The organism is Asanoa sp. NPDC049475 (assembly GCF_040676915.1).
Classification (GTDB): domain Bacteria; phylum Actinomycetota; class Actinomycetes; order Mycobacteriales; family Micromonosporaceae; genus Asanoa.
Map to the genome: position 1 here is coordinate 531,453 of NZ_JBFAPY010000002.1, position 11,931 is coordinate 543,383.

Annotated in this window: 11 protein-coding genes; 6 read left to right on the plus strand and 5 right to left on the minus strand. The window is 71.4% G+C overall.

Annotated elements, in window-relative coordinates; genetic code table 11:
• Positions 1–133: 133 nt before the first annotated feature.
• The gene (locus tag AB0J88_RS08660; protein ID WP_364346955.1) at positions 134–679 is read left to right on the plus strand and encodes a septum formation family protein; all 546 of its coding nucleotides are present in this window, start codon (positions 134–136) and stop codon (positions 677–679) included.
• A 4-nt stretch (positions 680–683) separates the two neighbouring features.
• On the opposite strand, the gene AB0J88_RS08665 is transcribed toward AB0J88_RS08660, so the two are convergent.
• Positions 684–2,441 (minus strand): discoidin domain-containing protein, encoded by a 1,758-nt coding sequence (locus tag AB0J88_RS08665; protein ID WP_364346953.1) that lies wholly within the window; start codon positions 2,439–2,441, stop codon positions 684–686.
• Between the two features lie 187 nt (positions 2,442–2,628).
• Here AB0J88_RS08665 and AB0J88_RS08670 point away from each other — a divergent pair, with 187 nt between their 5' ends.
• The gene (locus tag AB0J88_RS08670; RefSeq protein ID WP_364346951.1) at positions 2,629–5,688 is read left to right on the plus strand and encodes a discoidin domain-containing protein; all 3,060 of its coding nucleotides are present in this window, start codon (positions 2,629–2,631) and stop codon (positions 5,686–5,688) included.
• Here the strand turns inward: AB0J88_RS08670 and AB0J88_RS08675 are convergent.
• Positions 5,685–6,050 carry a VOC family protein gene (locus AB0J88_RS08675; RefSeq protein ID WP_364346949.1) on the minus strand — a complete coding sequence of 122 codons (366 nt, stop codon included), beginning with the start codon at positions 6,048–6,050 and terminating at the stop codon, positions 5,685–5,687. The two genes, AB0J88_RS08670 and AB0J88_RS08675, sit on opposite strands and share 4 nt — an antisense overlap.
• A 55-nt stretch (positions 6,051–6,105) precedes the next feature.
• Here AB0J88_RS08675 and AB0J88_RS08680 point away from each other — a divergent pair, with 55 nt between their 5' ends.
• The 3 genes from AB0J88_RS08680 (at position 6,106) to AB0J88_RS08690 (ending at position 9,161) form a co-directional block, all read left to right on the plus strand.
• Complete coding sequence (locus AB0J88_RS08680; RefSeq protein WP_364346947.1) at positions 6,106–6,522, plus strand: hypothetical protein; 417 nt, start codon at positions 6,106–6,108, stop codon at positions 6,520–6,522.
• A gap of 871 nt (positions 6,523–7,393) precedes the next feature.
• Complete coding sequence (locus AB0J88_RS08685; RefSeq protein WP_364346945.1) at positions 7,394–8,284, plus strand: SDR family NAD(P)-dependent oxidoreductase; 891 nt, start codon at positions 7,394–7,396, stop codon at positions 8,282–8,284.
• A 16-nt stretch (positions 8,285–8,300) separates the two neighbouring features.
• On the plus strand, positions 8,301–9,161 hold the full coding sequence (locus AB0J88_RS08690; RefSeq protein WP_364346943.1) for a fumarylacetoacetate hydrolase family protein: 861 nt from the start codon (positions 8,301–8,303) through the stop codon (positions 9,159–9,161).
• On the opposite strand, the gene AB0J88_RS08695 is transcribed toward AB0J88_RS08690, so the two are convergent.
• The 3 genes from AB0J88_RS08695 to AB0J88_RS08705 are packed head-to-tail and all read right to left on the minus strand — an operon-like array spanning position 9,158 to position 11,337.
• Positions 9,158–9,889 (minus strand): SRPBCC domain-containing protein, encoded by a 732-nt coding sequence (locus AB0J88_RS08695; protein ID WP_364346941.1) that lies wholly within the window; start codon positions 9,887–9,889, stop codon positions 9,158–9,160. The two genes, AB0J88_RS08690 and AB0J88_RS08695, sit on opposite strands and share 4 nt — an antisense overlap.
• Positions 9,886–10,491, minus strand: coding sequence for a helix-turn-helix domain-containing protein (locus tag AB0J88_RS08700; RefSeq protein ID WP_364346939.1), 606 nt, complete (start codon positions 10,489–10,491; stop codon positions 9,886–9,888). The genes AB0J88_RS08695 and AB0J88_RS08700 overlap by 4 nt, the downstream gene beginning before the upstream one ends.
• A gap of 57 nt (positions 10,492–10,548) precedes the next feature.
• Positions 10,549–11,337: an endonuclease/exonuclease/phosphatase family protein gene (locus AB0J88_RS08705; RefSeq protein WP_364347548.1), complete on the minus strand. Its 789-nt coding sequence runs from the start codon at positions 11,335–11,337 to the stop codon at positions 10,549–10,551.
• Between the two features lie 47 nt (positions 11,338–11,384).
• Here AB0J88_RS08705 and AB0J88_RS08710 point away from each other — a divergent pair, with 47 nt between their 5' ends.
• Entirely contained in the window at positions 11,385–11,900 is a 516-nt protein-coding gene (locus AB0J88_RS08710; RefSeq protein WP_364346937.1) for a DinB family protein, read from the plus strand.
• Positions 11,901–11,931 lie beyond the last annotated feature (31 nt).

The window sequence follows — 11,931 nt, forward strand, 5'->3', positions numbered from 1 at the left end:
CCACCCTCCCCGGTAGCCGCAAGGGATGCTAGCGGTCGAGGCCGAGGGTCAGAGATCCGGTCGCGACCGGCCACCGGTATCGACCGAATCGGATGATCCACGTAGCGGCCCCGGCCCGATACCGTGCCGCCTCGTGAGTGATCTTGACGACGGCGCGACAGCGCGGCTGATCGCCCGGCTGGCACCGTGGCGGCTCCACGAGGACGACCCACGGTTTCGGCCCCCACTGCGCCCGGCGGTGGTCGGCCTGGTCGCGGTCCTGCTGGTGGTCCTGCCCGTCTGTGGCTTCCTCTTCCTGCACGGCGAGGACGAGATCGCGGTGGATCGGAGCCGGGTCGGAATCGAAGAGATGCTCACCGGGCGTTGCTTCAACGAGGTCAACGACCGCATGCGCCTCGACAAGGCGATGCCGGTCGCCTGCACGGAACCCCACGAGGTCGAGGTCGTGGCGATCGTGAACCTGCCCTACGGCGGCACCGACCTGGCGATGCGGGACGAGGCGGAGAGCCGGTGCGTCCACGCGTTCGAGGCGTACGCGCCCGCGTTCGTCGACGACCCGGGCATCGAGATCAGCTACGTCTATCCCGACGACCCGTTCATGTGGCACGAAGGGGACACCCGCCGGGTGGTCTGTATCGCGGGCGACCCGGCCCGCGAGCGGGCCGGGTCGCTGCACTGAGCGGTCACCAGCCGACGGCCACCAGGAGCCACTGGGGGCTGCCGTGCGAGATGAACGACGACTGTTCGGCGTAGTCGTCGTACGGGAACCCGTACGCCAAATTGTTGATCGCGCGGTCGTGCCAGAACTTGGCGTAGTAGTTGGCCGGGGCGGCCTGGTAGAAGTTCGCCGGGTTGGACTGCTGCGCCGCCGGCAGGTGCGCCACGTGCCGGTTGAGGGCCGCACAGCCGGCGGCGTTGTTGGCCAGCGGCCCGGCGCACCCGAAGATGTCCGACGTGGCCGCGGGCAGCCCATTCTGCGACGCGTACGCCGACAGGTAGTTCTGGTACTGCCCACCCGCGCGGAACTGGGGCGAGTTCCCCGGTGACGGGATCCGGTACGGCGCCTGGATCGTCGCCAGGTGCTTGAACTCCGCCGGCATCGCGTCGCTGAACCGCTGGAACGTCACCGCCCGGTCCTCGGCGAAGGTGGCCTCGGTCTCGCCCACCGCGGCGTCGTAGCCGTCGCGGGAGTGCAGGCGCATCGCCAGCTTCAGGGCGAACGCGTCGACCCGGGTGGTGTTGCCGTTGAACACGTTCGGCCCGACGGTGAACTCGATGAAGTCGTTGTACTCACTCGTCGGCGATCCGAGGTGGAAGTACATCCGGCCGGCGGTGTTGGCCGGCATGTCGAAGTACGGCTGCTCGGCGATCGAGTGCACCTGCCCGTTGTAGCTCCAGTAGACCTGGCTGTCGGGGTAGCGGCCGTTGGTCCGGTTCAGGATCTTGACCATGACCACGTTCTGCGCGGCGGGGATCGTCGAGGTGTCGCCCCAGAAGCCGCCGGTCGGGGGGTTCGATGTCGGCGGCGGGGTGGGACCACTGCCGGTGGTACGCACGACGAACTCCCACAACGAGTACCCGTACGCGGTGGCCCGCGCGGTGCCGTTCATCCGCACGTAGCGACCCGAGCCGGAGACGGACAGCGTCTGCGTGCCGCCGGTGCCGGTGGTGGTCGAGTAGACCGTGGTCCACGGACCGTCCGGTCCGGAGGAGACCTGGATCTGGAACGCCCGGGCGTACGCCGCCTCCCATTGCAGCACCACCTGGCAGAGCGTCTGGGTGCTGCCGAGGTCGACCCGCAGCCACTGTGGGTCGGCGAAGGCGCTGGACCAGCGGGTCGCCGTGTTGCCGTCGACGGCGGCCGACGCGGGCGACGCGGCGTTCTCGGTCGTCGAGGCGGCCGCAGGCCGGTTGAGCGCCGCGTTGCCCGCGCATCCGGTGTCGATCTGCCCGTAGACCTGGAACTCCCAGAGTGAGTAGCCGTACGGCGTGCCGCGCGCGGTGCCGTTCATCCGCACGTAGCGGCCGGACCCGGTGACGGTGAGGGCCTGCGTGCCGCCGGCCCCGGTGGTGGTCGAGTAGATGGTGGTCCACGGCCCGCCGGCCGCGCCGGACACCTGGATCTGGAAGGCGCGCGCGTACGCCGCCTCCCACTGCAGCACGACCTGGCCGACGGACGTGGTCGCGCCGAGGTCGACCTGGATCCACTGCGGGTCGCCGAAGGCGCTAGACCAGCGGGTGCCGGCGTTGCCGTCGACGGCGGCCGACGCTGGCGACGCGGCGTTCTCGGTCGACGAGGCGGTGGCCGGCTTGCCCTGGGAGACCAGGACGAGGGCGGCGTCCGCGCGCGACCGGGTGGTCACGACGAACAGTGCGGTGACGAGGGTGGCCGCGGCGACCACGGCCAACGCGGCGCGGCGGCGGGACAGGGCATGAGGCATCGCGACTCCTGCGGGGACGGAAGCAGGGTGAGAGAGCGCTCTCAGGCGAGACGCTCGTCCCACCGGGCGGCCTTGTCAAGAACCAATTCGACAACGGCGAATATTCGTGCCCTTGACTGGAGCGGTCCGAGTCGTGACCCTGTGGGAGAGCGCTCTCCAAATCCGACCGTCCCGTATTGGAGTGCACATGCCAGCCCCACCCCGCCGCCGGCTGCTCGTCGCCGGCGCGATCCTCACGCTGCTCCTCGCCGGCACGCTGGTCGCCACCCCGGCCGCGGCCGCCGGCCCCCTCATCTCCCAGGGCAAGACCGCCACGGCGTCGTCCAGTGAGAACGCCGGCACCGCCCCGTCCGCCGCGGTCGACGGCAACGCCGGCACCCGCTGGTCCAGCGCCTTCACCGATCCGCAGTGGATCCAGATCGACCTGGGCGCCACCTACGCCGTCGACCAGGTCGAGCTCGTCTGGGAGACCGCCGCCGCGCGGTCGTTCGAGATCCAGGTCTCCGCGGCGGCCGGTGGCCCGTGGCAGTCGATCTACTCGACCACGACCGGCGCGGGGGGCACGCAGACGCTGGCCGTCTCCGGCTCGGGCCGCTACGTCCGGATGTACGGCACCGCCCGGACCACCGGCTACGGCTACTCGCTGTGGGAGTTCCGGGTCTTCGGCACCAGCGGCGGTGGCGGGCCGACCGACCCGCCACCGGCCGGCGGCACCCCGATCTCGGCGTTCAAGACCGTCACGGCCTCGTCGTACGAGGGCGGCAACGCCCCGGCGGCGGCGCTCGACGGCCGGACCAACACCCGTTGGTCCAGCTTGTTCGCCGATCCACAGTGGATCAGCATCGACTTCGGCGGCACCGCCACCATCAACCAGGTCGTGCTCAACTGGGAGGGCGCCTACGCGTCGGCGTACCGGCTGGAGACCTCGACCAACGGCACGACCTGGACCACCGTCTACTCGACCGCCGCCGGGCGCGGCGGCGTCGAGCGACTCGCGGTCAACGGCACCGGGCGGTTCCTGCGGATGTACGGGACCGCGCGCGCGACCGGCTACGGCTACTCCCTGTGGGAGTTCCAGGCGTTCGGCTCCCTGGACACCAGCGCGACGACCCCACCACTGCTGTCCGGCCCGACCCGGCCGCCCGCGACGACGGGCCAGTTCGCGCTGACGGCCCCCGCCGACGCCGCGATGGTCACCACCACCCGGCGCCCGACGCTGTCCTGGGCCGCGGTCGGGGGCGCCACCAGCTACCAGGTGTGGATCAACGTCAGCCGCACCGACTACGACTTCTCCGCGTCCGGCAACCTGATCGACCTCTACACGAGGGTCGCCACCGCGAGCGGCACCAGCTACACCCCGAGCTGGGACATGGCCGACCGGTGGACCTACAAGTGGTACGTCACCACGGGTTCCAGCACGTCGACCATCCGGCGCTTCAGCGTCTACGTGCCCACGCTGGAGACCGTCGCCGACGGCGTGAACATCGTCGCCGGTGCCCGGGACCTCGACCGCAACGGCTCGATCGCGCCGTACGAGGACTGGCGGCAGCCGATCGAGACCCGGGTCAACGACCTGCTCGGCCGGATGACGGCGGAGGAGAAGGCGTACCAGATGTTCTACAACGCGCAGGCCTTCCCGCGCGCGGGCTGGCACTTCGGCCCGGCCGGCGCGGCCGACCTGCACGCGGCGCTGCTCGGCTCCTCGGGCACGCGGCTGGGCATCCCGTTCGTCTCGGCCGGCGACACGATCCACGGCTACCAGACGACGTACCCGACCCAGAGCGCCCTCGCCGCGGCCCGCAACTACGCGCTGGACTACAAGCTCGGCGACATGCAACGCCGCGAGCAACTCGAGGTCGGCACCCGCGGTGTGCTCGGCCCGCTGGCCGAGGTCGGCACCAAGGTGCTCTACCCGCGCATCCAGGAGGGCAACGGCGAGAACGCGTACGTGGCCGCCGCCCAGACGCGGGCGCTGGTCGCCGGCTTGCAGGGCGGTCCGGAGCTCAACCCGGCCTCGGTGCTGGCGACCGTCAAGCACTGGCCCGGTGAGGGCGCCGGCGGTGAGGCGCTCATCGTCTACGACGGGGTCACGATCAAGTACCACATGATCCCGTTCCGCGCGGCGATGGAGGCCGGCGCGGTCAACATCATGCCCGGGTACGCCGGCTCGTCGCTGCTGGACCCCGGCGGCCCCGGTGCGGGCGACAGCGCGCCGATCCTCGCGTACCTGCGGCAGAACCTGGGCTACCAGGGCCTGATCACCACCGACTGGCTGCCCTGGGGCTCCTGGATCGGCGCGGCCCGCGCGGGCTCCGACGTGATGGGTGGCGCCGACCCGGGCGCGTCAGGCTTCTCGATGACGTCGTTCATCGCCGGTGTCCCCGCCAGTCGGATCGACGACGCCGTGCGCCGGGTGCTGCGCATCAAGTTCCAGCTCGGCCTCTTCGAGAACCCCTACGGCGACCCGGTCAACGGCCCGTACCGGATGCACCAGCCGTCGTACACGGCGTTGGCGAACCAGGCCTCCCGCGAGGCGATGACGCTGCTCAAGAACGACGGCGCGGTGCTGCCGCTGCGGCTGTCGGCGGGCGACACCGTGGTCGTCGCGGGGCCGCGCGCGACCGACACCTCCGCGTGCTGCATCTGGACCAGCTACTTCCACCAGGAGTACGGGTCGCAGACCATGCTGGACGCCATCAGGGCCAGGGGTGCGCAGGCCGGGGTGAACGTGGTCTCCGGCGACGCCCCCAACCCGAAGGTGGCGATCGTCGCCGTGGGGGAGGGGTCCTACACGCACGGGACGCAGTGGGTTAAGGAGCAGCCGTACCTGCCCCCGGACCAGCTCGCCCTGATCCGTGGGTTCCGCGCCCGCGGCATCCCGGTGGTGGTCGCGCTGGTGCTGCCCCGGCCGTACGTGATCACCGACTGGAACGCCGACGCCAACGCGATCGTGGTCACCTACCGCGGTGGCGAGGAGATGGGTCCGGCGCTGGCGAGCCTGCTGTTCGGCGACTACGCCCCGACCGGCAAGCTGCCCTGGCAACTGCCGCGCAGCCTGGGCGACGTGCTCAGGGCGGGCGGCAGTGACGTGCTGGCCGACGCCACCGAGGCCTGGGACCTGCCGTACGACCTGGGTGCCACGGCCGCGCAGCGGGCGACGCTGCGGGCGCAGATCGACGCCGGCCAGCAGCCGACGCCGACCGGCAACCCGCTCTACCAGTACGGAGCCGGACGGACCGGCTTCTAGCGCGTCTGCGTGAGGGCGAGGTTGTGGCCGTCCGGGTCACGGAAGAACGTCATCCACAGCTCGCCCTGCTCGTCCCGGTGCACGACATGCGGCTCGTCGAGGAAGGTGACCCCTTCCTTGACGAGCCGCTCGCGCTCGGCCACCAGGTCGTCGACCGTGAAGTAGAGCGTCACCTTGCTGGCGAACGCCTCGGACTCGGGCACGCCGAGGTAGAGCCGCACGTCGCCGCTCTGGAAGAACGCCATCGACTGCCCGGGCACGTCGAAGAGGAAGGGCACGCCGAGGACGTCCCGGTAGAACCGGACTGACCGCTCGAGCTCGCTGACGCTGACGTGGATCTGCGAAACCGCACCGACCGACATACCCTCAGCTCACCAGCCGTGACCAGGAGTCGCAACCGCACACGATGGTGGCATTGTGGACGATGAGGTGTTCGACCGGACGGTCAAGCGCGCCCTGGCCAGCCCCGAGATCGCGAACGCCCTGGACCGGCTGGCCGTGGGGCGCGCCGACCGGCGAAAGTCGCTCGAATCGGAACTGACCGAGGACCTCAGCGCCCGACGGGCGCAGATGCGCGCGCTCGTCGTAGCCGAGGCCGACGCCTACGAGGCGGCCGACCATGACGACCTGGACGACGCCCTGCAGGATCTGGCCGGGTTCGGCCCGATCATCGAGGTCCGCGACGCGCTGGTCAAGATCGTGCGGGTGTCGGCCCAGTCCGTGATCGCGACGACCTGGCGCCAGTCGGTCTGGGCGCGGGCCGCCGTGCGCAGGGCGTGCAGTTGGGCGCGAGCCTGCTCCGCGCATACCTGGTGGGCGAGATCGCCGATCTGATCGCTGGGTGACCGTTCGCGGGCGGCGACCGTCGCGCGGACCACACGGACGAGACACCGGCGGCGAGCAAGGCGACTCCGCCGGCCGCGGTCAGTATGGCGACGAACACGACGACCTCGGGCGCGACGACCCGGGCATGCCGAGGTGTGTCCGGCTCCTCCGCGTGCGGGTCGACCCGCAGGCAGAGCGAGGCGAACAGGTGCAGGAGGAAGTCCCGGGGGACGTACTCGACGGGCGCCGGGACGAATACCCCGTGGTACCGACGGCCACGGCCGAACCACAGCGGTCCGCAGGCCGATCGGACCAGCGTGGACTTGCCGATGCCGCGCGGTCCGGAGATGCCGATCGCACCGCCGCCGATCTGCCGCATAAGGGTGCGGAGCCGCGTGAACGAGCTGGTGGCAAGCTCGTGTTCCGGCGCCGACATCTGGCGTAGGCCGGACGTGTCGGCGGCCTCGAACCGCGGCCGGTAACGGAGCGCGTGGTCACGCTCCAGCGCGACGTTGATCCACTCGCGTGCGGCTGGCAGCACCGCCCGCTCCAACAGCGCGACGACGTCGCCGAGGTCGCCAACCTGCCGAAGGACGTCGACGACCCGGCGGCGAACGCGCTGCTGCTGGCCCACGCGACCTCCCTCTACCACCTCGCGACCGTGGCCACCTTCCTCGCCACCGCCGACAGCGCCCGCCCGCGAGCGCGGGGAGACCGGCACCGGTGTCGAGACCCTGGCCCTGGCCCGGGCCGAGATGGCGGCGAGCTGGGCCCTGGCCTGGCGGCGCGTCTCGGAGTTCCGTGCCGCGTGGGGAATGCCGGTGATCGAGCCGCCCGAGTCCTGACTGTTTCGATCATCAGAACCGGGGAAGTGCCAGGTATGGCATTCGGGGCGGAGTCCACCGCCGCCGAGGTGGTGGCGGATGTCGACCTGACCGGGCAGCGGGCCGTGGTCACCGGGGGCGGTTCCGGGATCGGGTTGGCCACCGCGAAAGCCCTCGCGAGCGCGGGTGCCGACGTCACGGTCGCGGTGCGGAACCCGGCCCAGGGCCGGGCGGCGGGCCTGCGCTGGGAGCTGCTCGACCTCGCCGACCTGGGCTCGGTGCGGGCCTTCGCCAGCCGCTGGACCGGCCCGCTGCACATCCTGGTCAACAACGCGGGTGTCATGCGTACCCCCGAGGCACACACGCCGCGGGGCTGGGAGCTGCAGTTCGCCACCAACCACCTCGGCCATTTCGCCCTGAGCGTCGCGCTGCACCCGGCCCTGAGCGCGACCGACGACGGCGGGCGGGTCGTATCCGTCACTTCGGCGTCGCATCTGCGCGCGCCGGTCGACTTCGACGACATCAATTTCGCGCACCGGGCGTACGACCCGACCGTCGCCTACGACCAGTCGAAGACCGCGAACGTGCTTTTCGCCGTGGAGGCGGCCCGGCGCTGGGCGCACGACGGGGTCACGGTCAACGCGGTCAACCCGGGCGGCGTACGCGGCAGCCTCCAGCGCCACCTGTCGGCAGCGGAACTGTCCGAGATGGACGCCCGCGCCGCGGCAGGCCCGGGCTGGAAGTCGCCGGAGCAGGGCGCCGCGACCTCGGCCTACGTGGCAACCGCACCCATGCTCGCGGGCGAGTCCGGCCGGTACTTCGAGGACTGCCACGAGGCGGGCCTCAACCAGCCGGGCACCGCGGGCGGCGTCGCGCCGTACGCCGTCGATCCCGCGAACGCCGCCCGCCTCTGGGAGATCTCGGTTGAGGCGGTCGGCGCCGGGTAGCCGTACGCTGCCGGTCATGCACATCGTTCGGTATCGCCGCGAGCACGATGACACCGCCCGCGTCGGTGTTCGCGCCGATGGGGTCGTCCGCGAACTGCCCGTGCCGTCCGTCGCCGCCCTGCTCCACGAGTCGGTGGCCGACCTCCGCGAGCTGCTCGCCGCGCCCGGGAACGTGGTCGACGACGCCCGGCTGCTCGCGCCGGTCGACGGTGCGACCGAGGTGTGGGCCGCCGGAGTCACCTACCAGCGGTCGCGCGAGGCCCGGATGGAGGAGAGCAGCGAGGCCGACATCTACGGCCGGGTGTACGACGCCGCCCGCCCCGAGCTCTTCTTCAAGTCCGCCGCCTGGCGCGTGGTCGTCGACGGCGAGCCGATCGCGATCCGCGCCGACTCCGGCCTCGACGTGCCGGAGCCCGAACTGGCCCTGGTGATCAACCGGTTCGGCGAGATCGCCGGCTACCTCGTCTCCAACGACATGAGCTCGCGCTCGATCGAGGGCGAGAACCCCCTCTACCTCCCGCAGGCCAAGGTGTACGCCGGTGCGTGCGCACTGTCGGCCGGCATCCGCCCGGTGTGGGAGGTCGACGGCAGCGACCTGGCCGTGGCCGTGCGGGTCACCCGGGAAGGCGTGGCGGTCTGGTCCGGCGCGACGTCGACCGCCCGCCTCAAGCGCCCGTTCGCGGAGCTTGTCGACTATCTCTTCCGGGCCGACAACTTCCCGGACGGCGCCGTCCTGTCGACCGGCACCGGGCTGGCGCCCGCGATGGACTTCACGCTGCGCCCCGACGACGTCGTCACGATCACGATCGACGGCGTCGGCGAGCTGACCAACCCGGTCGTCGTCGGCAAGGAGCACTTCGACTTCCAGCGCCCTTAGGCCAGGCCGGTCAACCAGTTCTGCCACGCCGCGGTCTCCGTCGACGGGTCGCGGTCGTCGAAGTAGTGCGCTGTCGCGAAGACCATGTTGTTGTAGCCGTGGATCAGCGTGTAGATCGCGTCGTCGGTGCGCATGCCCACGAAGCTTCGCGGGATCACGACCTCCACGGTGCCGTCGACCGGCGCGATCCCGGGCACGGTGAGCCGCGCCGGTTGGCCGTCGGCCGCGTCCGGGCCGGCGCCGACCGCCGCCGTCATGGCCGCCCACGAGTCCTCGGTGACCGGCCCCGGCAGGAACACCGAGTGCGTGGCGGTGCGGGGCGCGAAGTGCTTCAGATAGACGGCGAGCTTCGTCATGTACGCGCGGTCGCCCACGGACAGGCCGTTGTACTCAGCCTCCCAGTCGTCGCCGAGCTGACCACTGTGGACGAAGCGCACCACGGCACCGCCGCCGTCGCGCGACTCGATGAGCCACTCCATGGCCATGAACGTGCCGTCGGAGTTCTTGTCCTCCTGCGTCGCGAAGTGGCGACCGGGCTCCCAGGCCGTGATGGTGGAGTGGGCCACCTGCCCAAACATGTCGAACGTGCTGGTCTTGGTGGCGCTGTCGATCTCGGTGCGCCCCATGAGCCAGGAGTCGACCGCCGCCCCCGAGGTGATCGCCTCCCAGACCTGATCCGGCGTGGCGTCGACGGTGAACTCTTCGCGTACCTCGAACGGGTGCGTCATGACTGCTGCTCCTTGGCTGGTGGGTCGGCGTCTTCGGTGATGCTGGGATGCACCGCGACGATCAGGCGGTGCGGCCGACCGGTCTCGGTGTGATATTTGCTGATAATTTCCGCGATCGCGTCCGCGAGCTCACCCACGAACGCGGCGCGGTCGGCCGGCTTCGCGAACCGCACCTCGGCATCGAGGCCGAAGGTGGCCAACGGCTTCTTCGCCCGCGCCGCGCCGTTGATCAACGTGCCCGTCTCCCGCACGAGCCGCGCGGCGAGCGCGAGCAACCAGCGCGCGGACAGCCGGTCGGGGGACTGCGCCGGATCAGGGGCGACCGCGGCGAGCGCGGCCGGCGAGATCACGTAGGCGGCCGCGGTGGCCCGTACGACCCGCTCGGTCATGTTGCCCTTGCGACGCTCCTCGACCAGCTCGACCAGGCCGTGCTGCTCGAGGGTCTTGACGTGGTAGTTGACCTTTTGCCGGGCCAGTCCGAGCCGCGCGGCGAGGGTGGTCGCGGTGTGCGGCTCGGCCAGCTCGGCGAGCATCCGGGCCCGGATCGGATCGAGCGAGACCTCCGCGACGGCGGCATCCTCGATCACTGCGACGTCCTGCATGACGTAACAGTGTCACCGACAATTAATTTTGTCAAGGAGGGCGTTGTTGTCCGTGAACTAGTCGCTCAGGTCGGCCACCACCGCGGCGTGGTCGGTGGGCCAGACGCCGTCGACCGCGGTGGTCCCGGCGCGGTGTACGCCGAGCACGCGGCCCGCCCGGTGGGCGCTCTGCAGCACGTGGATGTAGTCGATCCGGCCGCTCGGCGCGACCCAGGCCGCCGCGTGCGGGTTGGCGCGGTCCCAGGTGAAGCCCGGGTCACCCGGTTCGGCGAACCACCAGGCGTCGAGCAGCACCTGGTCGGGCACGAAGCCGACGGTCAGCACGCCCGTGAAGCGGCGCAGCTCGTCGGAGTCCGGCAGCGCGTTCAGGTCGCCGACCACCAGCGGCGGGTGGCCGTCGTGCGGCAGGCCGGCCACGTGGCGGGCGAGCCAGTCGAGCTGGGCCGACCGGCCGGCCGAGCCCGACAGCACGCTCAAGTGGGTGGTGACCACCGGGACGGTCCCCTGCGGAGCGTCGACGAGCACGCTCAGCGCGGCGCGGCTCGGGTCGCCGGGCAGGTCGTACGCCTTCTCGGTCGTGATCGGCCAGCGGCTCAGCACCGCGACGCCGTTGCGCAGGCCCGGGCCGCCGTCGACGCGGACCCGCCAGGTCTCCTGGTCGCTGCCCGTGCCGAAGGCCCAGTGCAGCCCGAGCTCGTCGGCCAGCCAACCCGCCAGGTTCTCGTCGTCGTCGGCCCAGACCTCCTGGAGGCCGACCAGGTCCGGTCGCTGCTCGCGCAGCACCGACAGGATCGCCGCCCGCCGTCGCTCGGGGTCACCGAACCGCCACCACAGGTTCCACGTCATCACCCGCACACCGATCACGGTGCCACACGAGGCGTAACCTGCCCGGCATGAGCTTCAACGGCATGTTCGTCAGCCCGGACGAGGACCCCCGCTCCGACACCGGTTGGGTCTCGGAGCGCGACAACCTCGTCGGCTACCTGCGCGACTACCGCCTGACGCTCGAGCTCAAGTGCGCCGGCCTCGACGCCGCCCAGCTCGCCGCGCGGGCGGTGCCGCCGTCGACCATGTCGCTGCTCGGGCTGGTCCGGCACCTCGCCGGCGTCGAGCAGTACTGGTTCCGGATCTACTTCGACGGCCAGGACGTGGCCAGGCTGTACCGCGCCGACGGCCGGACCGAGTGGGACGTCGAGCCCGAACAGGCGATGGTCGACGAGGCCTGGCGCACGTGGCGCGGCGAGGTGGCGTTCGCGGAGGCGTTCGTCGCGGCGTCGGACCTGGAGATCGTCGGCAAGGGCGGCGAGAACCTGCGGTCGATCCTCATCCACATGATCGAGGAGTACGCGCGCCACATGGGACACGCCGACCTGTTGCGCGAATGCGTGGACGGTCGGGTCGGCCAGTAGATCGCGCACGACGACGCCCGGGCCGGCCCCG